Source organism: Streptomyces sp. NPDC051555 (assembly GCF_044454405.1).
Taxonomy (GTDB): domain Bacteria; phylum Actinomycetota; class Actinomycetes; order Streptomycetales; family Streptomycetaceae; genus Streptomyces.
This window is the reverse complement of record NZ_JBITDP010000001.1, coordinates 361130-384745: the sequence shown is the minus strand read 5'-3', so window position 1 is coordinate 384745 and position 23616 is coordinate 361130. Positions and strand designations below refer to the sequence as shown.

General features: G+C 72.5%; 21 protein-coding genes and 1 pseudogene. 10 read left to right on the top strand and 12 right to left on the bottom strand.

Going from position 1 to position 23616, the window contains the following annotated elements:
* The first annotated feature begins 125 nt into the window (after nucleotides 1-125).
* The 4 genes from egtA to egtD are packed head-to-tail and all read left to right on the top strand — an operon-like array spanning nucleotide 126 to nucleotide 4813.
* Nucleotides 126-1610: an ergothioneine biosynthesis glutamate--cysteine ligase EgtA gene (gene egtA, locus ACIBEA_RS01580; RefSeq protein ID WP_399256726.1), complete on the top strand. Its 1485-nt coding sequence runs from the start codon at nucleotides 126-128 to the stop codon at nucleotides 1608-1610.
* Nucleotides 1601-2944 (top strand): ergothioneine biosynthesis protein EgtB, encoded by a 1344-nt coding sequence (egtB, locus tag ACIBEA_RS01575; RefSeq protein ID WP_399256724.1) that lies wholly within the window; start codon nucleotides 1601-1603, stop codon nucleotides 2942-2944. Before egtA ends, egtB begins: the two co-directional genes overlap by 10 nt.
* Nucleotides 2944-3747 carry an ergothioneine biosynthesis protein EgtC gene (egtC, locus tag ACIBEA_RS01570; protein WP_399256722.1) on the top strand — a complete coding sequence of 268 codons (804 nt, stop codon included), beginning with the start codon at nucleotides 2944-2946 and terminating at the stop codon, nucleotides 3745-3747. Before egtB ends, egtC begins: the two co-directional genes overlap by 1 nt.
* A 7-nt stretch (nucleotides 3748-3754) precedes the next feature.
* On the top strand, nucleotides 3755-4813 hold the full coding sequence (gene egtD, locus ACIBEA_RS01565; RefSeq protein ID WP_399257889.1) for an L-histidine N(alpha)-methyltransferase: 1059 nt from the start codon (nucleotides 3755-3757) through the stop codon (nucleotides 4811-4813).
* 236 nt (nucleotides 4814-5049) lie between these two features.
* On the opposite strand, the pseudogene ACIBEA_RS01560 reads toward egtD, so the two are convergent.
* The 3 genes and pseudogenes from ACIBEA_RS01560 to ACIBEA_RS01550 form a co-directional block, all read right to left on the bottom strand.
* A pseudogene (locus ACIBEA_RS01560) lies at nucleotides 5050-5580 on the bottom strand (lysophospholipid acyltransferase family protein); the annotation flags it as partial.
* Nucleotides 5577-6401: a GNAT family N-acetyltransferase gene (locus ACIBEA_RS01555; RefSeq protein ID WP_399256720.1), complete on the bottom strand. Its 825-nt coding sequence runs from the start codon at nucleotides 6399-6401 to the stop codon at nucleotides 5577-5579. The gene ACIBEA_RS01555 and the pseudogene ACIBEA_RS01560, both read right to left, overlap by 4 nt.
* A 125-nt stretch (nucleotides 6402-6526) precedes the next feature.
* Complete coding sequence (locus ACIBEA_RS01550; RefSeq protein ID WP_399256718.1) at nucleotides 6527-7789, bottom strand: extracellular solute-binding protein; 1263 nt, start codon at nucleotides 7787-7789, stop codon at nucleotides 6527-6529.
* A 282-nt stretch (nucleotides 7790-8071) separates the two neighbouring features.
* On the opposite strand from ACIBEA_RS01550, the gene ACIBEA_RS01545 reads away from it, so the two are divergent.
* Nucleotides 8072-8287 carry a dodecin gene (locus ACIBEA_RS01545; RefSeq protein ID WP_399256716.1) on the top strand — a complete coding sequence of 72 codons (216 nt, stop codon included), beginning with the start codon at nucleotides 8072-8074 and terminating at the stop codon, nucleotides 8285-8287.
* An 18-nt stretch (nucleotides 8288-8305) separates the two neighbouring features.
* Here ACIBEA_RS01545 and ACIBEA_RS01540 read toward each other — a convergent pair whose 3' ends face one another.
* Nucleotides 8306-8800, bottom strand: coding sequence for a hypothetical protein (locus tag ACIBEA_RS01540; protein ID WP_399256714.1), 495 nt, complete (start codon nucleotides 8798-8800; stop codon nucleotides 8306-8308).
* Between the two features lie 506 nt (nucleotides 8801-9306).
* On the opposite strand from ACIBEA_RS01540, the gene ACIBEA_RS01535 reads away from it, so the two are divergent.
* The gene (locus tag ACIBEA_RS01535; RefSeq protein ID WP_399256712.1) at nucleotides 9307-9570 is read left to right on the top strand and encodes a hypothetical protein; all 264 of its coding nucleotides are present in this window, start codon (nucleotides 9307-9309) and stop codon (nucleotides 9568-9570) included.
* A gap of 168 nt (nucleotides 9571-9738) precedes the next feature.
* The gene (locus ACIBEA_RS01530) at nucleotides 9739-10524 is read left to right on the top strand and encodes an SAM-dependent methyltransferase (RefSeq protein WP_399256710.1); all 786 of its coding nucleotides are present in this window, start codon (nucleotides 9739-9741) and stop codon (nucleotides 10522-10524) included.
* A gap of 1 nt (nucleotide 10525) precedes the next feature.
* Here the strand turns inward: ACIBEA_RS01530 and ACIBEA_RS01525 are convergent, their stop codons facing one another.
* Nucleotides 10526-11518, bottom strand: coding sequence for a helix-turn-helix transcriptional regulator (locus tag ACIBEA_RS01525; RefSeq protein ID WP_399256708.1), 993 nt, complete (start codon nucleotides 11516-11518; stop codon nucleotides 10526-10528).
* 89 nt (nucleotides 11519-11607) lie between these two features.
* Entirely contained in the window at nucleotides 11608-11832 is a 225-nt protein-coding gene (locus tag ACIBEA_RS01520; RefSeq protein WP_385780511.1) for a DUF397 domain-containing protein, read from the bottom strand.
* Between the two features lie 186 nt (nucleotides 11833-12018).
* Between ACIBEA_RS01520 and ACIBEA_RS01515 the strand changes: the two genes are divergently transcribed.
* Nucleotides 12019-14430: an ABC transporter gene (locus ACIBEA_RS01515; RefSeq protein WP_399256707.1), complete on the top strand. Its 2412-nt coding sequence runs from the start codon at nucleotides 12019-12021 to the stop codon at nucleotides 14428-14430.
* On the opposite strand, the gene ACIBEA_RS01510 is transcribed toward ACIBEA_RS01515, so the two are convergent.
* The 5 genes from ACIBEA_RS01510 to ACIBEA_RS01490 all read right to left on the bottom strand — a co-directional run bounded on the left by ACIBEA_RS01510 (nucleotide 14414) and on the right by ACIBEA_RS01490 (nucleotide 20615).
* Nucleotides 14414-15070 (bottom strand): hypothetical protein, encoded by a 657-nt coding sequence (locus ACIBEA_RS01510; protein WP_399256705.1) that lies wholly within the window; start codon nucleotides 15068-15070, stop codon nucleotides 14414-14416. The two genes, ACIBEA_RS01515 and ACIBEA_RS01510, sit on opposite strands and share 17 nt — an antisense overlap.
* Before the next feature lie 64 nt (nucleotides 15071-15134).
* Complete coding sequence (locus ACIBEA_RS01505) at nucleotides 15135-16958, bottom strand: stealth conserved region 3 domain-containing protein (protein WP_399256703.1); 1824 nt, start codon at nucleotides 16956-16958, stop codon at nucleotides 15135-15137.
* Nucleotides 16959-17209: 251 nt separating this feature from the next.
* On the bottom strand, nucleotides 17210-17956 hold the full coding sequence (locus ACIBEA_RS01500; RefSeq protein ID WP_399256701.1) for a succinate dehydrogenase/fumarate reductase iron-sulfur subunit: 747 nt from the start codon (nucleotides 17954-17956) through the stop codon (nucleotides 17210-17212).
* Nucleotides 17953-19908 carry a fumarate reductase/succinate dehydrogenase flavoprotein subunit gene (locus ACIBEA_RS01495; protein WP_399256699.1) on the bottom strand — a complete coding sequence of 652 codons (1956 nt, stop codon included), beginning with the start codon at nucleotides 19906-19908 and terminating at the stop codon, nucleotides 17953-17955. The genes ACIBEA_RS01500 and ACIBEA_RS01495 overlap by 4 nt, the downstream gene beginning before the upstream one ends.
* 2 nt (nucleotides 19909-19910) lie before the next feature.
* Nucleotides 19911-20615: a succinate dehydrogenase gene (locus tag ACIBEA_RS01490; protein WP_399256697.1), complete on the bottom strand. Its 705-nt coding sequence runs from the start codon at nucleotides 20613-20615 to the stop codon at nucleotides 19911-19913.
* A gap of 96 nt (nucleotides 20616-20711) precedes the next feature.
* Between ACIBEA_RS01490 and ACIBEA_RS01485 the strand changes: the two genes are divergently transcribed.
* Both ACIBEA_RS01485 and ACIBEA_RS01480 read left to right on the top strand, forming a co-directional pair.
* The gene (locus tag ACIBEA_RS01485; RefSeq protein WP_399256696.1) at nucleotides 20712-21590 is read left to right on the top strand and encodes a LysR family transcriptional regulator; all 879 of its coding nucleotides are present in this window, start codon (nucleotides 20712-20714) and stop codon (nucleotides 21588-21590) included.
* 77 nt (nucleotides 21591-21667) lie between these two features.
* Nucleotides 21668-22714 (top strand): S66 peptidase family protein, encoded by a 1047-nt coding sequence (locus tag ACIBEA_RS01480; RefSeq protein WP_399256694.1) that lies wholly within the window; start codon nucleotides 21668-21670, stop codon nucleotides 22712-22714.
* A 41-nt stretch (nucleotides 22715-22755) separates the two neighbouring features.
* On the opposite strand, the gene ACIBEA_RS01475 is transcribed toward ACIBEA_RS01480, so the two are convergent.
* Nucleotides 22756-23535 carry a TetR/AcrR family transcriptional regulator gene (locus ACIBEA_RS01475; RefSeq protein WP_399256692.1) on the bottom strand — a complete coding sequence of 260 codons (780 nt, stop codon included), beginning with the start codon at nucleotides 23533-23535 and terminating at the stop codon, nucleotides 22756-22758.
* Between the last annotated feature and the right edge of the window lie 81 nt (nucleotides 23536-23616).

The window sequence follows — 23616 nt, the reverse complement described above, 5'->3', positions numbered from 1 at the left end:
CAATTACTTGCACGAATCGGCACGTGTTTGCGCGATCTTGATGCGATCCGCACGCTTCACGGCCCGACCACGACGGGTAGGCAACGGTGACGTCACGGCTCACGACAGGAGAAGAGGATCCGGTCATGCCCCAGGACTCACCCCTGACGCACCTGCGCGCACATCCGCCAGGGCGTCCCCCCGGACGCGCCGCCGAGCACTCCCCGCGGCCGCTCACCGAGACCGCCGCCGAGGACCTCGTGCGCGGCATCTGTTTCAAGACGGGCCCGCCCCGGCTGCTCGGCGCCGAACTGGAGTGGCTGCTGCTGGACGCCGAGGACCCCGCGCGGCCGCTGTCGCCGGACCGGCTCACCGCCGCCCACGACGCGGCGGCCGCACTGCCCCTGCGCTCCCGGTTCACCGTCGAACCGGGCGGCCAGCTCGAACTCAGCTCACCGCCCGCCACCTCCTTGATGGGGTGCGTGGGCGACCTCCAGGCCGATCTGGACGCCGTGCGCGCCGCCCTGGGCACGCAGGGCGTCGTACTCGACGGGCTCGGGCACGATCTGCGCCGGCCGCTGCGGCGACTGCTCGACAGCCCGCGCTACCGGGCCATGGAGACCTACTTCGACCGCACCGGGCCGGCCGGGCGCGCCATGATGCGCGCGTCCGCCTCCGTGCAGGTCTGCGTCGACGCGGGCCACGAGGAGCCCGGCCCGCTCGGCCACGGCAGGCGCTGGCGCTCCGCGCACCTGCTCGGCGCGGTGCTGGTGTCGGCCTTCGCCAACTCCCCCGCCCACAGCGGCCCGTACGCGGGCTGGCGGTGTTCCCGCCAGGGCGTCTGGAGCGACCTCGACACCGCGCGCGCCCTCGCCCCACCGCTGGACGCCGACCCGCGCGCGGCCTGGGTGCGCCACGCGCTCGACACCGCGGTGATGTGCGTACGTCCGCAGGACCCGACCGGCCGGGACGGGGCGGGCGACCCGGACGCGGAGCACGCCGCGGGCGCGGCGTGGGAGGTCCCGCGGGACCTGAGCTTCCGTGCGTGGGTGCGTGGCGCCGGGCCCAGGCCGCCGACCGCCACTGACCTCGACTACCACCTGACCACCCTGTTCCCGCCGATCCGGCCGCGCGGTCACCTGGAGCTGCGGATGATCGACGCGCAGCCGGGCGCGGACGGCTGGCTGGTCCCGGTGGCCGTGGTGCACGCCCTGTTCGACGATCCGGAGGCCGCGGAGACGGCCTACCGCGTGGCGAAGGGGCTGGCCGACACCTACGGCCCGGGGCCGGCGCCGCGCAATCCGCTCTGGCGCTCGGCGGCCCGGTACGGGCCGCGCGATCCGGAGCTGCGCGCGGCGGCCCGCGCGTGCTTCCGGGCCGCGACCGAGGCGTTGCCGCGGCTCGGCGCGGACACCCGGGTGCGGGACGCCGTCGGGGAGTTCACCGAACGGTTCGTGCGCCGCGGCCGCTGTCCGGCCGATGAGGTGGACGGGTTCGGTGGGGTCGGTGGGGTCGACGACGCACGGCCCCGGTCCGCCGCCCCGCCCCTCCCGGCCTCGGCCACCGCCCCCGTGCGCGCACCTGTCCGCGCGCCTTTCCGCGCCCCCGTCCGCAAGGAGGAATGCCCGTGAGCGCCGCGACCGCCCCGACCGGCGGGACCGACCAGCAGCCGCCGGGCGACCTGCGCGAACGGGCGGCCGCCGCGCTGATCGCCGCCCGGGCCCGGACTGCGGCGCTGACCGATCCGGTGACCGACGCCGACCTGACCGCGCAGCACTCGCCGCTGATGTCCCCACTGGTGTGGGACCTCGCGCACATCGGCAACCAGGAAGAGCTGTGGCTGCTGCGCCGCGTCGCCGGGCGGGAACCGATGCGTCCCGAGATCGACCCGCTGTACGACGCCTTCGCGCATCCCCGCGCCCAGCGGCCCGCGCTGCCCCTGCTCGGACCCGCCGAAGCCCGTGGCTACAGCGCCGAGGTGCGGGGCCGGGTGTTCGACCTGTTGGAGCGCACCGCCTTCGAGGGTTCGACGCTGCTCGACGACGGCTTCGCCTTCGGCATGATCGCGCAGCACGAACAGCAGCACGACGAAACGATGTTGATCACCCATCAGCTGCGGCCCGGCGGCCCGGTGCTGACCGCCCCGGAGCCCGGACCGGCGACCGGCCCGGCGCCATCGGCTCCCGAAGTCCTGGTTCCCGGAGGCCCGTTCACGATGGGGACCTCCACCGAGCCCTGGTCGCTTGACAACGAGCGTCCCGCGCACATCCGCGAGACCGCGCCCTTCTGGATCGACACGGTCCCGGTCACCAACGCCGCCTACCTGGCCTTCATCGCGGACGGCGGCTACGGCGAGCCCCGCTGGTGGGCGGCCGAGGGCTGGGACCAGATCCGCGGCCACGGCATCGAGGCCCCGCTGTTCTGGTACCGCGAGGCCGGCCAGTGGCTGCGGCGCCGCTTCGGCGTGGTGGAGCCGGTGCCGGCCGACGAGCCGGTGCTGCACGTCAGTTGGTACGAGGCGGCCGCGTACGCCCGGTGGGCCGGGCGGCGGCTGCCGACCGAGACCGAGTGGGAGAAGGCGGCCCGTCACGACCCGGCGACCGGCCGCTCGCACCGCTACCCGTGGGGCGACGCCGATCCCACACCCGCGCACGCCAATCTGGGCCAGCGGCACCTGCGGCCGGCCGCCGCGGGCAGCTATCCGGCCGGGGCCTCCCCGCTCGGGGTGCGCCAGCTGATCGGCGACGTGTGGGAATGGACGGCGAGCGACTTCCTTCCGTACCCGGGCTTCAGGGCGTTCCCGTACCGCGAGTACTCCGAGGTGTTCTTCGGCCCGGAGCACAAGGTGCTGCGCGGCGGTTCGTTCGCCGTGGACCCGGTGGCCTGCCGGGGCACCTTCCGCAACTGGGACCTGCCGGTGCGCCGCCAGATCTTCGCCGGTTTCCGCACCGCGAGGGATGCCTGATGTGCCGTCACATCGCCTGGCTCGGACCCGTGGCGCCGCTCGGCCGGCTGCTGACCGAACCGGAGCACTCCCTGGTGCGCCAGTCCTGGGAGCCGCGCCACCAGCGCTACGGGACGGTCAACGCCGACGGCTTCGGCGTGGGCTGGTACGCGGAGGGCGACCCGATACCGGGCCGCTACCGCAGGGCGGGCCCGGTGTGGGGCGACGCCACCTTCGGCGACCTCGCCCGGGTCGTGCGCAGCGGGGCCGCGCTGGCCGCCGTCCGCGACGCGACCCTGAGCGGCGCGGACGGGGAGGCCGCGGCCGCGCCCTTCACGGCCGGGCCCTGGCTGTTCAGTCACAACGGAGCGGTCCGGGACTGGCCGGACTCGGCCGCCGCGGCCGCCGCGACGCTCCCACCGCTGGAACTGCTCCAGTTGGCGGCCCGGTCCGATTCGGTGCTGGTGTGGGCGCTCGTACTGCGCGCCCTGCGGGCCGGTGCGAGCCCGGGCGACGCGCTGACCGGGCCGGTACGGGAGCTGGCGGCCGCCGCTCCCGGGTCACGGCTGAACCTGCTGCTCACCGACGGCCACACGATCGCGGCGACGGCCTGGGGCGATTCGCTCTGGTACCTCGCGGACGCCCGCACGAGCCGCACGGTCGTCGCGTCCGAGCCCTACGACGACGACCCGCGGTGGTGCGAGGTGCCCGACCGGACCCTGCTGACCGCCTCGCGCACCCGTGTCGGCCTGACCGCGATCAAGGGGATCCCCCCGCAGGCGAGCACCCCGAAACCGAGCAAGGAGAACCAGGACAGTGAGTGAATTCCCCATGGGCGACTTCCGGTTGACCCGGACCCTCGACGAGAACGCGGCGGAGGCGGCGCTGCGCACCGATGTGCGCGAGGGGCTGACCGGCTCGCCCAAATCACTGCCGCCCAAGTGGTTCTACGACGCTCGGGGCAGCGAACTCTTCGAGGAGATCACTCGGTTGCCCGAGTACTACCCGACGCGCGCCGAGCGGGAGATCCTGCTGGAGCGGGCCGGGGAGATCGCGGCGGTCAGTGGCGCGCGCACGCTGGTGGAGCTGGGGTCCGGGTCCTCGGAGAAGACCCGGCACCTGATCGAGGCGCTGCCCGCGCTGGACACCTACATCCCGGTGGACGTGAGCGAGAGCGCCCTGCGGGGCGCGGCCGACGTGCTGCTCTCGGACCGGCCCCGGCTGCGGGTCCACGCTCTGGTGGCGGACTTCACCCGGCCGTTGGCGCTCCCGCCGACGCCCGGGCCCCGGCTCGTGGTGTTCCTGGGCGGGACGATCGGGAACCTGCGGCCGGCCGAGCGGGCCGCCTTCCTGTCGTCCGTCCGGGCGATGCTCTCGCCCGGGGACGCGCTGCTGATGGGGACCGACCTCGTGAAGGACGAGGCGGTGCTGGTCGCGGCGTACGACGACGCGCAGGGCGTGACGGCCGAGTTCAACCGGAACGTCCTGGCCGTGATCGACCGGGAGTTGGGCGCCGATTTCCACACCGCCGATTTCGCGCACGTGGCGGTGTGGAACCGGGAGCGGGAGTGGATGGAGATGCGGCTGCGGGCCCGCACGGACGCCCTGGTGAAGATCCGGGCCCTGGATCTCGTGGTGCCGTTCGCGGCCGGCGAGGAGATCCTCACCGAGGTCTCCGCGAAGTTCCGTCAGGAGGGCGTGCGCGACGAGCTGGCCTCCGCGGGGCTCGAACTGACCCAGTGGTGGACCGACCGGGAGGGCCGGTTCGCGCTGTCGCTGTCGGTCGCCGCGGCCGCCGCGGCGACGGACGACGGTGACATGCGCGAGGGCGCACGGCGCGGGGTCGGGACTGCGCCGAGCGGTGCCGGCGCGGACGTGACGGCCGCCTGAGCCGCCGCGGCGAGTTCCCGCCGGTCCGCGTGGCGGCCCGGCGGGATCCGCGGCAGCAGGGTGAGCTCGGCCCGCACACCGCGGGACCGGGCGATCCGCCACAGCGAGGCGGTGAGCGGATCGTCCCCGACGAAGGCGGGCGCTCCCGCGAGCTGCCCGTCGGCCAGCCGGTAGGCGATCCGGACGGGCTGTACGGGGGCCCCCGCGTCCAGCGCCGCCTGGAAGGCCGCCCGGCGGAAGGGCCCCTGGCCGCGGCCGCACCAGGTGCTCCCCTCGGGGAAGACGGTCACCCGGTCCCCGGACCGTAGCGCGGCGGCGAGCGCCCCCACGGTGTCCGGCAGGGCCCGGATCCGCTCGCGTTCGATGAAGAGGGTCCCTGCGCCGGTGGCGAGCCGCCCCAGGACCGGCCACCGGCGGACCTCGCTCTTGGCCAGCATCCGGGAGGGCAGCGCGGCCATGACCAGCGGGACGTCGAGCCAGGAGATGTGGTTGGGGACGACGAGCCGGGCCCCCTCGGGCCCGGGGTTGCCGTGGACGGTGATCCGGATGCCGAAGGACCGGACGAACCCGCGCGCCCAGGCCCGTACGAGCGCCTCGCGGGCCCCGGCGGGCAGCAGCCGCAGGGCCGGCGCGGCCAGGATGCCGAGCAGCAGCACCAGCACGGCGGTGGCCAGGCGCGCCGCCGCGTGCCCGGCGCCCGCCGCCGGGCCGTGGTGGGCGGCGCAGGCGTCGGGGGTGCAGGGCGAGGTGGGCAGCCAGGCGCTCATGCGCCCGGGGCGAGCGCGAGGAAGTGCCGCAGGTAGCGCGGGTTGGTGCGGCGCAGCGAGAGCAGGACGTACAGGTCGGCGACGCCGAACTCGGCGTCGAAGGCGGGCTCCCCGCACACCCAGGCCCCCAGCCGCAGGTATCCCCGCAGCAGCGGCGGCAGCTCGACGCGGTCGGGGAAGGAGATGCCCTCGGGGCTCCACGGGTGGTGCGGGGTGACCCGGTACTCCTGCGGGGCCTGGTTGCGGGCGAGGACGGTCTCGCGGGTGGCGGCCGCCAGGACCCCGCCGTCGGCGAGCGGGACGGAACAGCAGCCGGCCAACCAGTTGTGCCCGGAGCGGTCCATGTAGCGGGCCAGCCCGGCCCAGATCAGGGCGATGACGGCGCCGTTGCGGTGGTCGGGGTGGACGCAGGAGCGGCCGACCTCGACGAGGTCGGGGCGGATGGGCGCGAGTGCGGAGAGGTCGAACTCGCCCTCGGAGTAGAGCCGCCCCGCGATCGCGGCGCGCTCCGGGGGCAGTAGCCGGTAGGTGCCGACGACCTGTTCGGTCTCCTCCTCGACGACGAGGAGGTGGTCGCAGTAGGCGTCGAAGGCGTCGGCGTCCAGTCCCGGCTCGGGGCCGTCGAGGCGGGCACCGAGCTCGCCCGCGAAGACCTGGTGGCGCAGCCGCTGGGCGGCGCGGACCTCGTCCTCGTCGCGGGCCAGGCGGACGGCGTAGCGGGGCGCGGGGTGGGCGGGGGCGGGGGCGGCCTGCGGGGGTACGGGGCGCGGGGCCGCGGGGAGGTTGGTGAGGTGTACGGGGGAAAGGGGGGCGATGGTCATGACGGCTCCTGATCCGGAAGCGGGAGCCGGGCCGGCGGCGTATCGGCCCGTCTCCCCTACTTCTTCCGTGACCGACTGGATTCGACATGACCGAGCGGCGGCACCCGGATGTGCGAACGCTGAACTCAGCGGTCGGAGCTGAGGACCTTGCTGATGGCCTCGGAGGCGGTCTTGGCGGCTTCCTTGGCGTCCTGTCCGGACAGGACGGCCGTCATGTAGGGCTTGATGGGGTTTTTGGCCTCGACCTCGGCCCAGCGCGCGGACTTCGGGGTGGCCCGGCCCTGGGCGGCTCCGGGGGCCATCGCGGTGGCGCCGTCGTTGCCTTCGACGACGTGCGCGAGCGTGGTCTTGTTGGGCACGTAGCTCATCTCGCGCGCCAGCTCGGTCTGCCACTTCTCGCTGACCAGCGCCGAGATCACGTCCACGGCGGCCTTCCGGTCGGCGGTGTGGTCGGGAATGATCAGGTCGGAGCCGCCGGTGAAGACGGCGCCCGGCTTCTCGGTGGTCTTCCCGGGTATCGAGAAGAAGCCGAGCTTGCCCTTGAGCGCCGGGTTGAGCTCCTCGATCTGCGCGGCCTGCCCGGGCGGGGCGATGATCTGCGCGATCTGGCCGCGCGCGAAGACCTCGGCCTGTGAGGGGCTCTCCTCGTCGGAGCTCTTGGGGCCGTCGCCGAGCGCCTGGAGCTGCTTGTAGAAGTCCATGCCGGCGAGCGCCTCGTTGGTGTCGAGGGTGCCGACCCACTGGCCGCCGGTCTCCACGGCCAGGTCGCCGCCCTCGTCCCAGATGAACCCGGACAGCACGTACCAGTTCTGGCCCGGCAGGTAGATGCCCTGCTGGGCGCCCTTGTCGAGCTTCTGGGTGGCGGAGATCCACTCCCCGCGGCTCTTGGGCGGCGTCTTGATCCCGGCGCTCGCGAACATGTCCTTGTTGTAGATCACCACCCGGTTGGCCGCGTACCAGGGGACGCCGTACTGGGCGCCGCCGACGCTACCGGGGTCCGCGAGGCCCTTGAGCCAGTCCTTGCTGCCCCACTCGCGCAGCCCTTCCAGGGTGACTTCGGACAGGCCACCGGTCTCGATGTACTGCGCGACCTGGGTGTTGCCGACCTCGATGACGTCGGCCTTCTCCTTGCCCTTGCCCTTCAGGACGCCGTTGACCTTGTCGCCGATGCCCGTCCACTCCTGGATCTTGACGTCGAGGTCGATCCCGGGGTGGTCCTTCTCGTAGGAGTCGGTGAACTTCTTGATGAAGTCGTCCGAGGCACTGCCCTTCATGAGCCACAGGGTGACCTTCTGGGGCCCGCCGTCCGATTCGCCGAGCACGCTGCAGCCGGTCAGCGCGGTGGCGGCCACCAAGGCCGTGCACACGGCGAGGAAACGCATTTTCACGAAGGTCACCTTCTGGGGGGTTGATCTCAGATGGCTTGAAATTGGCATGGACCAATGGGCGGGTCAAGGGGCTCAGGCTTTGGATTCTCTGCGCAAAAGCGACGAACCGGTACGACTCCTCCACCTGACGCACACAACGGGTTCACAGGAACGCCGCATGTGGGCCGTACGGACCCCCGCGCCGCCCTCGCGCACCGCTCGGCCACCGCCTCCGCCTCGCGGACCGGGACGTACTGGGGCACCGTGGAACGAGGCACCAGTCCCCACCCTCGGGAGAGCCCCATGTCCAACCACACCTACCGGGTGACCGAGATCGTCGGCACCTCCACCGAGAGCATCGACCAGGCCATCCGCAACGGCATCGCCCGCGCGGGCCAGACCCTGCGCAACCTCGACTGGTTCGAGGTCTCCCAGGTGCGCGGACACATCGAGAACGGCGAGGTCGCGCATTTCCAGGTGGCGCTCAAGGTGGGCTTCCGCCTCGACGGCGAGGACTGAGCCGGGCCCCCGGCCCGATCAGGTACGCCCCTCGCCCTCCTGCGCCTCGCGCAGCTCCGGCGCGTCCGCCGCCCAGTCGGCCCGCACGACGCGGAACCCCGCCGCACGCACCGCCTGACACACGAGCTCGTCGTCGTCCACGAGCATGCGCACCTCCCGGCCCCGGGCGATCCGGCGCAGCACCTCCAGCTTGGTCGTCCGCGCCGGACGCCGGTCCTGGTTCCCGCGCATCCACACCCGCCCCTCGGGCAGCCCGTGCCGCGTCAGCCACTCCAGGGTGTCCGCGCGGCACCGCTCGGGCCGACCGGTCAGGTACACCACCTCGCAGTCGGCGCCGCTCTCGACCGCCAGCGCCACGCCCCGCGCGAGCGGCGGGTCGTCCTGCGCCGCGCCGAAGAAGCCGTCCCAGTCCCGGGGGCGGACCTCCAGGAAGTGCTGGCGGTGCGCGGTGTCGGCGAGGGTCCCGTCGATGTCGAAGACGGCCAGGGGGCGGCGGGTGGCGTGATCACTCATGCGGGCCAGCCTAGGCGCGGGCACCGACAGCGACCGGGACCGGGACCGGGGCCGGGGCCGGGGAACCCTTCACCTCCGCGAATTCCGCCCCCGCCGCGCGTTGCATACGCACGGGCGATTCCGTCAGCACGCAATGGGCCGGAGCCGCCCAGGATATTCGATCTTCATTCCTGAGAGTGAACTTACGCGGCACTTCCCGACCCTGCGCCGCACCCGAACCTCCGCTGCGCAAAGCCCCTTTCGCCGCTCACAGGACCCGGGCCAGGCCGTATCGGTCGGATTGACAACGGTGGACCGATCATAGGGAGATTCGAATTCCCATGAGGGGCACCCTTGCACGTTCTGCTGGGACGTCACTTCCGCTGAGGAGACGGTAGATTCGGCTCCGCATTCAACACAGTAAGACGGCCCCGAGCGTTGGCGCGCCCAGGGCCGTCCGTCAAGCGAAGGGAAAAGGAATCACCTTGCTCAACCCGCTACGCCGGGGGGTCCTCGCATGGAACCCGGTGCACCGTAAGCGCAGTATCCCGCAGCCGTCCGGCGGGCAAACCCTCCTGCGCCTCGTGCTGGCCACGGTCCTCGCCCCCCTCTGCCTGCTCGTCGCCCTGCTCCTGTACCGGTGGGGCGGTTCCGCGACCCTCGACGTCGTGGGCTTCGCGCTGACCCTGGTGGCGCTCCTCTTCGCGATCGGCCTGTGGGTCGCGCGGGAACGCCGGGTCCGCAGGATCCGGCGCGAGCGCCGGGAGCGCGCCCGGCGCCGGGCGCCCTGACGGCTGCCGCTCCGGCGGTCCCACGGGACCGCCGGACGCGATCCCGCGCGACCCCTGCCCCCGCGCGCCCCGGATTGAACACCTTCAGGTGACGGCGCGGGCCCCGCATCCTCTCTAACATGGTCAGTTGTGACCGGAACAACTCCTGGCAAGGGTTGAGGGGGACGGATGCACCACGGTGTGCGCACGCCGAGCGTCGCGCGGATCTACGACCGGTTGCTCGGGGGGGTCGACAACCATCCCGTGGACCAGAAGGTCTGCGACGACCTGATCGGCATCGCACCCGGGTCCCGCACCCTGGCTCTCGCCAGCAGGTCCTTCCTGCGCCGCGCGGTCCGGGTGCTGGCCCGGGACTACGGCGTGCGGCAGTTCCTGGAGCACGGCTGCGGCCTGCCCGCCCGTGACAACGTGCACGAGGTCGCCGGGGCCGTCGCCCCCGAGGCGCGCGTGGTCTACATCGACAACGATCCGCTGGTGCTGGCCCATGCCCGGGCCCGGCTGGTCGAGAACCCGTGGACCGCCGTGGTCGCCGCCGATGTCCGGGACACCGCAGCCATCTTCGACTGTGCCCAGGTGCGCGGGCTCGTCCGGCCCGACGAACCCACGGCCGCCCTGTTCGTGGCCGTCTCCCAGTGCCTGCCCGACGAGGACGTCGTCCCCATGCTGGAGCGGGTCAAGGAGCGCCTGGCGCCCGGCAGTTTCCTAGTCGTGTGCCAGTACACCAGCCGCTGTCCCGAGGTCCGCGAACAGGTCACCTCGCTCATCAGGGGCGCCACGCAGGGGAGATGGGGCCGCGTGCGCGAGGAGCACGAGGTCCGCGGCTTCCTGCACGGGCTGGAGATCATGGACCCCGGGTTGGGGGACGTCACCGACTGGCGTCCGGATCCGGTCCGGCCGCCGCTGCCCCGTGCCACGGACCTGATCGCGTGGGGCGGAGTGGGACGGATCCCCTGAATCAGCGTCCGACCGGGGCCGGTTCCACCGGCTGCGACTGCTCGAACTGCTCCGAACGGTGCGACTGCTGCGCGTAGTCCCGGATCCGCTCGTCGAGGAAGTCGACGCTCTCCCGCCATGGCAGGGCGCGCTCCATCAGGTGGTCCATGACCTCGCGGTAGCGCCGGACGCGGGCGGGGGCCGTCACGTAGTCCGCGCTCTCCAACTGCTCGACGTACACCAGCTCGGCCGGCCCGCCGTCGACGAACTGCAGGTGGGTGACGGGGAATCCGGGGGCCGTGCCGACCTGTTCGTGATCGAAGCGCAGGATCCGGATGTGCGCGTCGGTGGATCCGTCGGAGGCGAAGCTCCTCAGGTGCCGCATCTGGTCGCACATCACCCGGGGTCCGCCGACGGGCCGGTACAGGACGCTCTCGTCCAGGATCATGATGAGTTCGGGGCGGTGCGGGCGGTGCAGCAGCCGCTGGCGCTCCTCGCGGACCCGGACGTGCCGGCTGATCTCCACCGGGTCCGCATCCGTGGCCTGGCCCACCAGCACCTCGGCGTACTCCTTGGTCTGGAGCAATCCGGGGACCACGTGGGTCTCGTACGCGCAGATCCGTTTCGCCTGCGCCTCCAGCGAGATGAGCCTGCGCAGGAAGTCCGGCGTGAGGTCCTCGTACTTGCGGGCACGGCCCTCCAGCCGCACCTGGCCGAGGAGTTCGTGGATCTCGTCGTACTCGGTCGCGGGCAGGCCGTAGTGGCGCACCAGGTCCCAGACGTCGTTGGTCTTGGGCGGGCTCTCGCCCCGCTCCAGTCTGCTCAGTTTGGACGCGGACCCCCGGATGAGGGCCGCTGCGTCCACGAGGGACATCTTCTGGTCCTCCCGCAATCTCCGCAGCCGTTCGCCCAACAACCGCGATGCGGGACCGCGTTCGGCGGGGGCCACGGCGGGGGACGGACCGGGGGACGGGGGGGCGGTGGCCCCGCGCCGTGGTCGCGGACGACCGGGCATGCGAGCTCCTTGCTGACTGAAAAGCGCCATCAGCGGCCCAGTCTGGATCTCGCATGCCCGTTTCATCAAGCATTGGCCAGGAATTTACCCTAGGCACTCGCTCCGTGCAGGTGATCGAACTCCCCCGCGCCCGCGCCCGCCACGAACGCCGTCATCTCGTCCTGGGTGAAGACCAGTGCGGGACCGCCCGGGAACCTCGAATTGCGCACCGCGAACTCGCCTCCCGGCAAGGCCGCCACCTCCACGCAGTTCCCGATTCCGCTGCTCGCACTGCTCTTCACCCAGCGCACCGATGTGATGCCGTCCGCCGCCATGCCGTTCTCGAACCCCACGGGCCACCTCTTCCCGAAATCCCATATCCAACACTCCCTCCATCCCATATGCAATTGCATGCGGGTGGATTCAGGGACGAGCGTAGCCAGTGGCCCCGACGAAGTAAGTCCCCCTAACGGGTGTCCCGGCGCCCGGCGCGGTGACCCGGACCCCGTAAAATGTGATGAATGCGCCAGTCGACCGATCTCCCCGCCCGTGATTCCTTCGTCCGCGTGCGGGGCGCCCGGGAACACAATCTGCGCGGGGTCGACGTGGACGTCCCCCGCGACGCCCTGACCGTTTTCACCGGGGTCTCCGGATCCGGAAAGAGTTCGCTCGCCTTCGGCACCCTGTACGCCGAGGCGCAGCGCCGGTACTTCGAATCCGTGGCGCCCTACGCCCGGCGGCTCATCCACCAGATCGGCGCGCCGAAGGTGGACTCGGTGACCGGTCTGCCGCCCGCCGTCTCCCTGGAGCAGCGGCGCTCCACGCCGGGCTCCCGCTCCTCCGTCGGGACCGTGACCCTGCTGTCGAACTCCCTGCGGATGCTGTACTCCAGGGCCGGGACCTATCCGCCGGGCGCGCCCCCACTGGACTCGGACGCCTTCTCGCCCAACACGGCCGCCGGCGCCTGCCCCTCCTGCCACGGGCTCGGCCGGGTCCACCGCACCAGCGAGGAACTCCTGGTGCCCGATCCGGGCCTGTCGATCCGCCAGGGCGCCGTCGCCGCCTGGCCGGGGGCCTGGCAGGGCAAGAACCTGCGGGACATCCTGGAGGTGCTGGGCCACGACGTGGACCGTCCCTGGCGGGAGCTGCCGGCGCGGGACCGCGAGTGGATCCTGTTCACCGAGGAGCAGCCGGTGGTGACCGTGCACCCGGTGCGGGACGCCGACCGGATCCAGCGGCCCTACCAGGGCACGTACATGAGTGCGCGACACTACGTGATGAAGACCTTCGGCTCCACGAAGAGCGCCACCCTGCGGACGCGGGCCGAGAAGTTCCTCGCCGATTCCCCCTGCCCCGTCTGCGCGGGCAGCAGGTTGCGCCCCGAGGCGCTCGCCGTGACCTTCGCGGGCCGGACGATCGCGGAGCTCGCGGCGCTGGCGCTGACCGAGCTGGACGCCGTACTGGCCTGCGCTCCCCCGACCGGTGAGGCGGCCCGGGTGCTGGCCGCGGACCTGCGGGCGCGGATCGGCGCGGTGACCGAACTGGGCCTGGGGTACCTGAGCCTGGACCGGACGGCGCCGACCCTGTCGGCGGGCGAGCTGCAGCGGCTGCGCCTGGCGACGCAGCTGCGGTCCGGGCTGTTCGGCGTGGTGTACGTCCTGGACGAGCCGTCGGCCGGGCTGCACCCGGCCGACACGGAGGCGCTGCTCGGCGTGCTGGACCGGTTGAAGGAGGCGGGGAACACCGTCTTCGTCGTGGAACACCACCTGGACGTGGTGCGCCACGCGGACTGGCTCGTGGACGTCGGGCCACGGGCCGGGGAGCACGGCGGCCGGGTGCTCTACAGCGGGCCGCCGAAGGACCTCGCCGGGGTGCCCGATTCGGCCACGGCGCGGTTCCTGCACCCCGCACCGGGGAGCGCGGGGGCCGGCGGGCGGGCCGAGCGGGTGCCGCGGAAGGCGACCGGTGAGGTGCGACTGTCCGGGGTCACCCGGCACAATCTGCGGGACCTGTCGGCCGCGTTCCCGCTGGGCGTGTTCACGGCGGTCACCGGGGTCTCCGGATCGGGCAAGTCCACGTTGGTGGGCCAGGTGCTGGCCGAGACGGTGCGGGAGCGGATCGCGGCGGCCGGGCCGGGGTTCCCGGTCCGGCGGCTGGTGGAGGTGGACCAGAAGCCGATCGGCCGGACCCCGCGGTCCAACCTGGCGACCTACACGGGCCTGTTCGACGCGGTCCGCGCGCTCTTCACGGCCACCCCCGAGGCGCGGGCGCGCGGCTGGAAGGCGGGCCGGTTCTCCTTCAACGTGGCGGGCGGGCGCTGCGAGACCTGCCAGGGCGAGGGCTTCGTCTCGGTGGAGCTGCTCTTCCTGCCCAGCACCTACGCCCCCTGTCCGCTGTGTGCGGGCGCCCGGTACAACGACGAGACCCTCCAGGTGCGCCACGCGGGCCTGAACATCGCCGAGGTGCTGGCGCTGACCGTGGAGGCGGCGGCCGCGTTCTTCGCCGAGGTTCCGGCGGCCGACCGGGCGCTGCGGGCGCTCACCGACATCGGCCTGGGCTACCTGCGGCTCGGACAGCCCGCGACGGAGCTCTCGGGCGGCGAGGCCCAGCGGATCAAACTGGCGAACGAGCTGCAACGGGTGCGCCGCGACCACACCCTGTACGTGCTGGACGAGCCGACGACCGGACTGCACCCGGCCGATGTGGAGGTGCTGTTGGACCGGCTGCACGGGTTGGTGGACGCCGGGCACTCGGTGGTGGTCGTGGAGCACGACATGGCGGTGGTGGCGGGCGCGGACTGGGTGCTCGACCTGGGCCCGGGCGGTGGTGCGGAGGGTGGCCGGGTGGTGGCGGCCGGACCACCGGCCCGGGTGGCCCGGGCCGGGGAGGGACTCACCGCCGGCTACCTGGCGCGGGCTATGCGTCTCCGGTGAGCAGGTGCTGCGGGAGCTCGCGGAAGCTCCAGCGGCCCTGGCGGCGGGCCAGCAGCCAGACGAGGTCGTAGCGGTCGGGCCAGCCCGCCGGGATCCCGAGCACCTGGTCGGCGCCGAGGGCGCCGACCAGCCGCGGGACGCCCGTGTGCTCCCAGCAGACGAGGACGGGGGCCCGGGCCGCGAGCACGGCGCGGGCCAGGTCCGCTTCGCGACCGACGGCGAGGTCGGCCCGTACCGGCGTGCGCAGTGCCTCGGCCAGCGGGGCGACGGTCTGGCGGGACCGGGCGGCTCCGGCCGCGCCGCCCGCGAAGATCACCGTGGGCCGGGGCAGGAGGGCGCCCGGGGTGGGCGCGAAGAGCTGCGGCAGGGCCTCGGCGCGGCGGCGGCCGCGCACGGCCAGGGATCCGGCGTCGTCGTTGCCCTCGTCGTCCTCGCCGGTGTCGCCCGCGTACGGCTTCTCGGCGTGCCGGATCACCATGACCAGGGCGTCCTTGGCGGGCGGCTGCGGGCCCGGTGCGGGGGTGACCGGCCGCTCCTCGGCGGCGCAGCCGGCCAGGGCCAGCGGGGCGATCGGGGCCAGTGCGGCGAGCACGGTCCGGCGCCGCGGTCCGCTGCGGGCGATTTCGGGTGCTTCTGCCATGCCGAACACTGTCACCCATGACCGTGCGCGGTCAGGGACGCGGCACGGTGCGGGGCCGCCGAGGTCAGCCGATCGGCGCAGGCTCGGGGGCCCGCTGCCCCTCGGCCGCCGGCACGGGCGCGGACTTCTCGTAGGGGGAGAGGACCGGGAAGTACGCCTCCAGGAAGGCGGTGACCGCCCGGTGCTGTTCGTCCGGCGACAGCTCCGTTCCGCAGTCGTCGGCGAGGCAGAAGGCGTCGGTGCGCCGGTCGTGGACCAGCTCGGGCAGCCGTTCGATCTCCTCCGAGCGGTCGGTGGAGACGTAGGCGAGGGTCAGTTCGCCTTCGACGGCCCGGCCCTCGGCGAGCGCGAGGTGCGCCGCCAGGGTGATCGGGGCGAGGTCGGTGGCGCTGCGGAAGGCGGAGCGGCTGGTGGCCGCGAGCCGGCCGGGGAGCCGTTCCTCCAGCCGGGCGAAGAGGGAGCGACGCATCGGGTACGGCGCGTGGGCCAGGATGCGCGGGTAGGTGCGCTGGGCGACTTCCTCGACGGCGCGGCGCGTGGCCCGCTGCGAGGCGGTGAACACGTCGTCGTGGGTCTCCGGCGAGCTGGGCGGGACGGCCCGGGTGTCGTGGAAGACCCGGGGCAGCCCGGAGGGGAGGAAGTAGCCCTGGGGCCGCTGGGGCCGGCCGAGGAAGATGTCGTCGTTGAAGTACAGGAAGTGCTCGGCGAGACCGGGTATGCGGTGCAGTTGCGTCTCGATGGCGTGCGAGTTGAAGACCGGCAGCGCGCCGGGGTCGGCGAAGAGCTCGCGGTGGGAGACGACGGTGACCTGCGGATGGTCGGTGGCGAGCCAGCCGGGCACCTGGTCGTCGGTGACGACGAAGATCCGCCGGATCCAGGGGGCGTGTGCCGCGATGGAGCGCAGGCAGTAGCGCAGCTCGCCGCGGTCCCGGTAACGGTGGTCCGCGTCGTCGACGGCGGGGACGCCCGCCGCGCCGCCGGCCCCGGAGCCGTCGGCCGACATGTCCTGCGCGTACTCGGCCTTGGTGCGGTCCCTGCGACGACGCCAGACGGGGTCGGCGGCGTCCACCCAGGTGACCACGGCGTCGATCGGGAAGTCGATGTCGTCGGGGAAGCGCCGCGCGAGGGCGTCCACGACGGGGTACTCGCGGTCGCCGACGCGGCGGGTCAGGGTGGCGGCGAGGGAGGGCACCCACCAGCCGAAGGGGGTGTCGCGCAGCGAGGCGATCCCGCCCGAGCCGGATGCCGGAGGGTCCCAGAACTCCAGGTCGCAGCCGTGGTCGGCGCCGAGGTAGAGGGTCCGCCCGGAGGTCACCACGGGCTGGTGCAGGCGCACGCCCTTGACCTTGTGGTGCGGGTCCTCGTCGTCGGGGGCCGCGTCGTGGCGGCGCTCGGTCTCCTTGGCGGCGACGGCCGCGGGGAGGGCCTCGGCGAGGGTGACGCCCAGGGTTCCGCCGTCGCCGAGCAGTTCGGCGTAGACGGGGCGGCCGGTGAAGGCCCGCGCGCACGCCGCCAGCGCGGAGGTGCGCGTGCCGGGGGCGAGGGCGACCCGGTGCAGCAGGCCGCCGTCGGGGACCAGTCCGTAGTCGATGCCCGCGGTTTCGAGGGCCTCGGCCGCGGCCCGGAGGTTCACGGCGCGCATGTCGGCGGGCAGCAGGTCGTCCCGTACGAGGGCGAGGCGCCCCCGGTAGCGGACGGCGCCCTCGCTCGGGGCGAGGACGGCGAGCAGCTCCTCCTCGCGGTCGGGCGGGCGCGGGGCCTGCGCCGCGCCGTCGAGGCGTTCGCGCTCCGTGCGACCCGGTTGCTTCGGGACGCGGGCGGACGGGCGCAGGACGCGGACGAGTCGGTGCAGGCCGGTCCAGCGCAGGCGCCTGCGGAAGCCGCTCATGCTCACACCTCGGGGGTCGCGGTCGTATTTCCCTCGGCCGTGAACGGCGGTTCCGCCCAGGTCAACATCACAATAAGCCGAGATGGCTGAATGTTGAACAGGACCTTGGACCTTTGGCGTTCCGTACAAGTCAATGCAGGTCACAGGCCCCGCACAGGAATCTCGCTCGACCCTTCGACAAAACCGGACTTTCCCGAAACACTTCCGGAAAAGCCCGGCGCCGCATGTCCGCCCGACCCCGATGCCCGACCCTAATGACCGCCCTTGCGGACGGCCCGGAGCCATTCCTTGTTCATCGCCGCGATCGACGGGAGCGGGATGCCCTTGGGGCAGGCGGTGGCGCACTCGCCGGTCAGGGTACAGCCGCCGAACCCCTCGCCGTCCATCCGGGCCACCATGTCCAACACGCGGGTCTCCCGCTCCGGGGAGCCCTGCGGAAGCACGTTGAGGTGGTTGACCTTGGCCGCGGTGAAGAGCATCGCCGAACCGTTCGGGCAGGCCGCCACGCAGGCGCCGCAGCCGATGCACTCGGCGTTCTCGAAGGCGTGGTCGGCTACGGGCTTGGGCACCGCCGTGGCGTGCGCCTCGGGTGCGGCTCCCGTCGGCGCGGTGATGTAACCGCCCGCCTGGATGATCCGGTCGAAGGCGCTGCGGTCCACGACCAGGTCGCGGACCACCGGGAAGGCCGCGGCCCGCCAGGGTTCGACGTCGATGGTGTCGCCGTCCGCGAAGGACCGCATGTGCAGCTGGCAGGTGGTGGTGCGCTCCGGTCCGTGTGCGTCGCCGTTGATGACCAGGCTGCACGCACCGCAGATGCCCTCGCGGCAGTCGTGGTCGAAGGCGACCGGGTCCTCGCCGCGCAGGATCAGGTCCTCGTTGAGGGTGTCGAGCATCTCCAGGAAGGACATGTCCTTCGAGATGCCGTCGACCTCGTAGACCTTCATGGCGCCGGGGGCGTCGGCGTGCTGCTGGCGCCAGACGCGCAGGGTGAGCTTCATGCGTAGCTCCGCTGAGTGGGGTGGACGTACTCGAAGGCTAGTTGTTCCTTGTGCAGGACGGGGGCGGCGGCGGTCCCGGTGAACTCCCAGGCCGCGGCGTAGGAGAACTCCTCGTCGCGGCGCTCGGCCTCGCCGTCCGGGGTCTGGGACTCGACGCGGAAATGGCCGCCGCAGGACTCGGCGCGGTGCAGGGCGTCGAGGCACATCAGCTCGGCCAACTCCAGGTAGTCGACGACCCGGTTGGCCTTCTCCAGGGTCTGGTTGAACTGCTCGCCGCCGCCCGGGACCTTGACCCGCCGCCAGAACTCCTCCCGGATCTCCGGAAGGCGGTCGAGCGCCTTGCGCAGCCCCTCCTCGGTACGGGCCATGCCGCAGTACTCCCACATCAGCTCACCGATCTCGCGGTGGAAGGAGTCGGGGGTGCGGTCGCCGTCGACCGCGATGAGCCGCGCGATGCGGGCCTCGGTCTCCCGCACGGCGGACACGGCCTCGGGGTGGGTGTCCTCGAGGGCCTCGGTACGGGGATGGCGGGCGAGGTAGTCGCTGATCGTGGACGGCAGGACGAAGTAGCCGTCGGCCAGGCCCTGCATGAGGGCGGAGGCCCCGAGCCGGTTGGCACCGTGGTCGGAGAAGTTGGCCTCGCCGATCGCGAAGAGCCCGGGAACGGTCGTCGCCAGGTCGTAGTCGACCCAGAGTCCGCCCATCGTGTAGTGCACGGCGGGGTAGATCCTCATGGGGACCTCGTAGGGGTTCTCCGCGGTGATCCGCTCGTACATCTCGAAGAGGTTGCCGTACTTCTCGGCCACCTTGTCCTTGCCCATGCGGCGGATGGCGTCGGCGAAGTCGAGGTAGACGCCCTGACCGCCCGGGCCCACGCCCCGCCCCTCGTCGCAGACGTTCTTGGCGGCGCGGGAGGCGATGTCGCGGGGCACGAGGTTGCCGAAGGAGGGGTAGATCCGCTCCAGGTAGTAGTCGCGCTCCTCCTCGGGGATCCGGGAGGCGGGACGGGTGTCCCCGTGGGCCTTGGGCACCCAGATCCGGCCGTCGTTGCGCAGCGACTCGCTCATCAGGGTCAGCTTGGACTGGTGGTCGCCGGTGCGCGGGATGCAGGTCGGGTGGATCTGGGTGAAGCAGGGGTTGGCGAAGTGCGCACCGCGGCGGTGGGCCCGCCAGATCGCGGTCGCGTTGGAGTTCATGGCGTTGGTGGAGAGGTAGAAGACGTTCCCGTAGCCACCGGTGGCCAGGACGACGGCGTCTGCGAAGTGGGTCGAGATCCTCCCGGTGATCAGATCGCGGGCCACGATCCCGCGCGCCTTGCCGTCCACCACGACGAGGTCGAGCATCTCCGTGCGCGCGTGCATCTCGATGTTGCCGGCGGCGATCTGCCGGGAGAGGGCCTGGTAGGCGCCGAGCAGCAGTTGCTGGCCGGTCTGGCCGCGGGCGTAGAACGTCCGGGAGACCTGGACCCCGCCGAAGGAGCGGGTGTCGAGGAGGCCGCCGTACTCGCGGGCGAAGGGGACGCCCTGGGCCACGCACTGGTCGATGATCTCCACGGAGATCTGGGCGAGACGGTGCACGTTGGACTCGCGGGCGCGGAAGTCGCCGCCCTTGACCGTGTCGTAGAACAGCCGGTGCACGGAGTCGCCGTCGTTGCGGTAGTTCTTGGCGGCGTTGATGCCGCCCTGCGCGGCGATGGAGTGGGCCCGGCGCGGGGAGTCGGAGAAGCAGAACTGGACGACGTGGTAGCCCTGTTCGGCGAGGGTGGCGCCGGCCGCGCCGCCGGCGAGGCCGGTACCGACGACGATGACGGTGTGCTTGCGGCGGTTGGCCGGATTGACCAGCTTGGCCTCGAAGCGGCGGCGGTCCCAACGGTCGGCGACCGGACCCGCGGGGGCCTTGGCGTCGGCGATCGGCTCGCCGGTGCGGTAGTCGGCGTAGCTGTTCGAGCTCATGGTCAGCCCACCAATCCGGTCATGACGGCGACGGGGACCGAGACGAATCCCACGAAGAGGACGAGGGCCAGCAGGTCGGCGAGGGCCTTGAGCGTCCGGTCGCGGCGGGCGTTGCCCGCGCCGAGGGTCTGGGCCGCGCTCCAGAAGCCGTGCCGGACGTGGAGGGCGAGGGCCGTCATCGCGGTGATGTAGATGACGTTGCCGTACCAGGTGGAGAAGGTCGCCACGACGTTCTCGTACGGATGCCCCTCCAGCGCGCGCTCGTTGACCGTCAGAGTGGTCAGGTCGAGGATGTGCCAGACGATGAACAGCCCGAGGATCACTCCGCCCCAGCGCATGGTGCGGGTGGCGTAGCCGGCGCGCCGCCGCTTGTGGGCGTACTTGACGGGGCGCGCCTTGATGTCGCGGCGGCTCAGCTGGTAGGCGGAGACGGCGTGCGCGACGACGGCGGCGACCAGGGCGATCCTCGCGATCCACAGCCCCCACTGACTGTGCAGGACCGGCGCGCCCATGTGGCGCAGCCAGGCCGCGTAGCCGTTGAACTCCGCGGCCCCGAAGAAGATCTTCAGGTTGCCGAACATGTGGACCACGAGGTATCCGAGCATGATCAACCCGGACACCGCCATGACGGTCTTCTTGCCGACGGTGGAGTCCCAGAGCGTGCGCGTGGTGGACGGCCGTCGGCCCGTCCGCGTTGCCAGAGCCATAGGTCCAGACGGTAGGGACCAAGGGCCCCAAAGGTCCAAGACATGATGAGGCTCATCTTGATAGGACACGACTATGAGGTGGTCTAAGCTGGGACGATGCAATTCCAGCAACTCGTGTACTTCGTGGCCGTCGCCGAGACCAAGCACTTCACCCGGGCGGCGGAGCGGGTGCACGTCGCCCAGCCGTCGCTCTCCCAGCAGATCAAGGCGCTGGAGCGGGAGCTGGGCGCCGAGCTCTTCAGCCGGGCACGGGGGAACATCACGCTCACGGACGCGGGCGAGACCCTGCTGCCGCTGGCGCGGCGGATCCTGGCCGACGCAGACACGGCCCGCCTGGAAGTACAGGAACTGGCGCAGCTGCGGCGCGGGCGGGTGCGACTGGGAGCCACGCCGAGCGTGTGCACGGGCCTGCTGCCGGACGTCCTTCGCGCCTACCACACCGCGCACCCGGGGATCGAGCTGATGATCGAGGAGAGCGGGTCGCTGGACCTGGTGCGCGAGCTGGCGCGGGGGGCCCTGGATCTGGCCCTGGTCACGCTGCCGTTGCCGCCGTCGGCGCCGGCGCTCACGACCGTGGAGCTGCTGACGGAGGACCTCGTGGTGATCTCCTCGGCGGAACTCCCGCCGCCGGGCGACGGCGGTCCGCTGCACATCCGGGACCTGCGCGAGCAGCCGATGGTGATGTTCCGGCACGGCTACGACCTGCGGGAACTGACGGTGGCCGCGTGCCGGGCCGAGGGCTTCGAGCCGGTGTTCACGGTGGAGGGGGGCGAGATGGACGCGGTCCTCGGTTTCGTGCGGGCCGGGCTGGGGCTCGCGGTGGTCCCGGCGATGGTGGTCGACCACGCGGGGCACGGGCTGCGCACGACTCCCCTGGCGGGTTCACCACTGCGCCGCACGATCGCCCTGGCCCACCGCACGGACGTGGCCCCGCCGCGCGCGGCCCGGGAGCTGAAGCGGATCCTGGTGGGCTGAGCAAGGGGGGCCGGGCAGCGGGCCGATCAGCGGAAATCGGGCTGTTGAGGGCCGGACGACACCCGTGCTGTCCCCACATGAGCGCTCCTTCCTATCCCCGCAAGCCCGTACCGGGCGACCGCATCGCGGTCATTTCCCCTTCCTCCGGCCTGCCGGGGATCCTGCCGCTTCCCTACGAGTTGGGGCTGGCGCGACTGCGGGAGGAGTTCACCCTGGAGCCGGTGGAGTATCCGGCGACCCGGAAGATGGGATCCACGCCCCGGGAACGCGCCGACGACATCCACGCCGCCTTCGCCGACCCGACGGTCAAGGCGGTGATGGCGAGCATCGGCGGCGACGACCAGCTCACCGTCCTGCCGCTGCTGGACCGGGAGCTGATCCGCTCGCACCCGAAGCCGTTCTTCGGCTTCAGCGACAACACCTGTCTCCTGTTGTTCCTGCGGAACCTGGGCATCGTGGCCTACCACGGCGCCTGCGTGATGACCGAGCTCGGGCGGCCGTACGCGCTCCACCCGATGACCGCCGCTTCGATCCGCGCCGCCCTCTTCTCCTCGGGCCCCTACGAGATCCGGCCCGCCGAACGCTTCCGGGACACCGACCGGGACTGGGCCGATCCCGCCACCTTCGACTCCGCGCCCGACACGCGGGACGGGGGTGGGTGGATCTGGCACCGCCCCGACCGGGTGGCCGAGGGACGCGCGTGGGGCGGCAACCTGGAGGTCCTCTCCTGGCTCCTGATGGCCGACCGGGAGGTCGCGACCGCGCAGGACGCGGCCGAGGGCGGCGTGCTGTTCCTGGAGACGTCGGAGGAGATGCCTCCGGCACAGGAGGTGTTCCGGATGCTGCGCGGCTTGGGCGAACGTGGGCTGCTCGCCCGCTTCTCCGCGATGATGATGGGGCGCCCGAAGGCTTGGTCCTTCGACCGGCCGAACGACCCCGAGGACAGGCTCCGTTACGCCGAGGAGCAGCGGGAGGCCGTGCTGCGGGCGCTCAAGACCTATGCCCCGGACATGATGGCCGTCTTCGACGTGGACCTGGGGCACACGGATCCGCAGGTGGTGATCCCCTACGGCGGCCTCGTCCGGATCGACGGCCCCGAGCGGCGGATCACCCTGACCTACTGACCCGACGACCTCCTGCCCCGACCACCCCTTCAGCCGCTGCCCTACTGGCCGGCTCCGGGCGTGGTGGATATCGGGGCCGAGTCCGTGGTCGGGGCGGCGGACGATCCGTGCCGGACCCGGGCGGGCAGGGTCCGGTTCAGCCCCTCGCCCAGCATGGCGAAGGCCGTGTCGGCATCGGCCACAGCGGCCGCATGCGCCTCGGCGGCACTCTGCCCGGCGTCCATGCGGAGCCAGTTCGCCCGCCCCAGTTCATGGCGGGCGGTCACCAGGTACAGGGCGGCGAGCCGGGCCGGCAGCAGCTGGGCCTTCGCCCCGGACCGCGCCGCATCGGGGTCCACATCCGCCTCGACCTCCGCTTCCGCCTCCGCTTCCAGCACCGCGGCGAGCAGGTCCACCTCGCGTTCGGTGTAGTGGGCCAGGCGCGACTTGAGGCTGGCGGTCGAGTAGAGCAGCCGCTGGAAGACAACCACGTTCGGGTGGTCGCAGAGGCCGGTGATCGGGTCGTGGGCGGCGAGGGCGGCGATGAAGTGGTCGCGCAGGGCTTCGACCGGCGTCTGCCCGGCCGGTCGCTCCCGCACGACGCGCGCCGCTTCGTCCTGGTGGTCGGCGAAGCGGTCCAGCAGCAGGTCCTCCTTGCTCGGGTAGTACCGGAAGAGGGTGGGCTTGGAGACCTGGGCGGCGGCCGCGATGTCCGCGACCGAGACCGCGTCGAAGCCGCGCTCCAGGAAGAGCTCCAGCGCGGTCGCGGCGAGCTGCTGCCGCGTGCGCTGCTTCTTCGCCTCTCGCAGCCCGGTCGTCGGGGGGGCACTCGTGTTGTCCATGCCACCAAGCTAGCACAGATTTCACAACCTGGTTATTTTTGTGACCCGGTTGCTTTTTCTCCGTGGAGGCGCTTCACTGGA

Excerpts from the sequence above, each read along its gene's own strand:
- egtA (WP_399256726.1), top strand. The coding sequence starts at position 126 with ATGCCCCAGGACTCACCCCTGACGCACCTGCGCGCACATCCGCCAGGG.
- egtB (WP_399256724.1), top strand. The coding sequence starts at position 1,601 with ATGCCCGTGAGCGCCGCGACCGCCCCGACCGGCGGGACCGACCAGCAG.
- egtC (WP_399256722.1), top strand. The coding sequence starts at position 2,944 with ATGTGCCGTCACATCGCCTGGCTCGGACCCGTGGCGCCGCTCGGCCGG.
- egtD (WP_399257889.1), top strand. The coding sequence starts at position 3,755 with ATGGGCGACTTCCGGTTGACCCGGACCCTCGACGAGAACGCGGCGGAG.
- ACIBEA_RS01555 (WP_399256720.1), bottom strand. The coding sequence starts at position 6,401 with ATGACCATCGCCCCCCTTTCCCCCGTACACCTCACCAACCTCCCCGCG.
- ACIBEA_RS01545 (WP_399256716.1), top strand. The coding sequence starts at position 8,072 with ATGTCCAACCACACCTACCGGGTGACCGAGATCGTCGGCACCTCCACC.
- ACIBEA_RS01540 (WP_399256714.1), bottom strand. The coding sequence starts at position 8,800 with ATGAGTGATCACGCCACCCGCCGCCCCCTGGCCGTCTTCGACATCGAC.
- ACIBEA_RS01530 (WP_399256710.1), top strand. The coding sequence starts at position 9,739 with ATGCACCACGGTGTGCGCACGCCGAGCGTCGCGCGGATCTACGACCGG.
- ACIBEA_RS01525 (WP_399256708.1), bottom strand. The coding sequence starts at position 11,518 with ATGCCCGGTCGTCCGCGACCACGGCGCGGGGCCACCGCCCCCCCGTCC.
- ACIBEA_RS01520 (WP_385780511.1), bottom strand. The coding sequence starts at position 11,832 with ATGGCGGCGGACGGCATCACATCGGTGCGCTGGGTGAAGAGCAGTGCG.
- ACIBEA_RS01515 (WP_399256707.1), top strand. The coding sequence starts at position 12,019 with ATGCGCCAGTCGACCGATCTCCCCGCCCGTGATTCCTTCGTCCGCGTG.
- ACIBEA_RS01510 (WP_399256705.1), bottom strand. The coding sequence starts at position 15,070 with ATGGCAGAAGCACCCGAAATCGCCCGCAGCGGACCGCGGCGCCGGACC.
- ACIBEA_RS01505 (WP_399256703.1), bottom strand. The coding sequence starts at position 16,958 with ATGAGCGGCTTCCGCAGGCGCCTGCGCTGGACCGGCCTGCACCGACTC.
- ACIBEA_RS01500 (WP_399256701.1), bottom strand. The coding sequence starts at position 17,956 with ATGAAGCTCACCCTGCGCGTCTGGCGCCAGCAGCACGCCGACGCCCCC.
- ACIBEA_RS01495 (WP_399256699.1), bottom strand. The coding sequence starts at position 19,908 with ATGAGCTCGAACAGCTACGCCGACTACCGCACCGGCGAGCCGATCGCC.
- ACIBEA_RS01490 (WP_399256697.1), bottom strand. The coding sequence starts at position 20,615 with ATGGCTCTGGCAACGCGGACGGGCCGACGGCCGTCCACCACGCGCACG.
- ACIBEA_RS01485 (WP_399256696.1), top strand. The coding sequence starts at position 20,712 with ATGCAATTCCAGCAACTCGTGTACTTCGTGGCCGTCGCCGAGACCAAG.
- ACIBEA_RS01480 (WP_399256694.1), top strand. The coding sequence starts at position 21,668 with ATGAGCGCTCCTTCCTATCCCCGCAAGCCCGTACCGGGCGACCGCATC.
- ACIBEA_RS01475 (WP_399256692.1), bottom strand. The coding sequence starts at position 23,535 with ATGGACAACACGAGTGCCCCCCCGACGACCGGGCTGCGAGAGGCGAAG.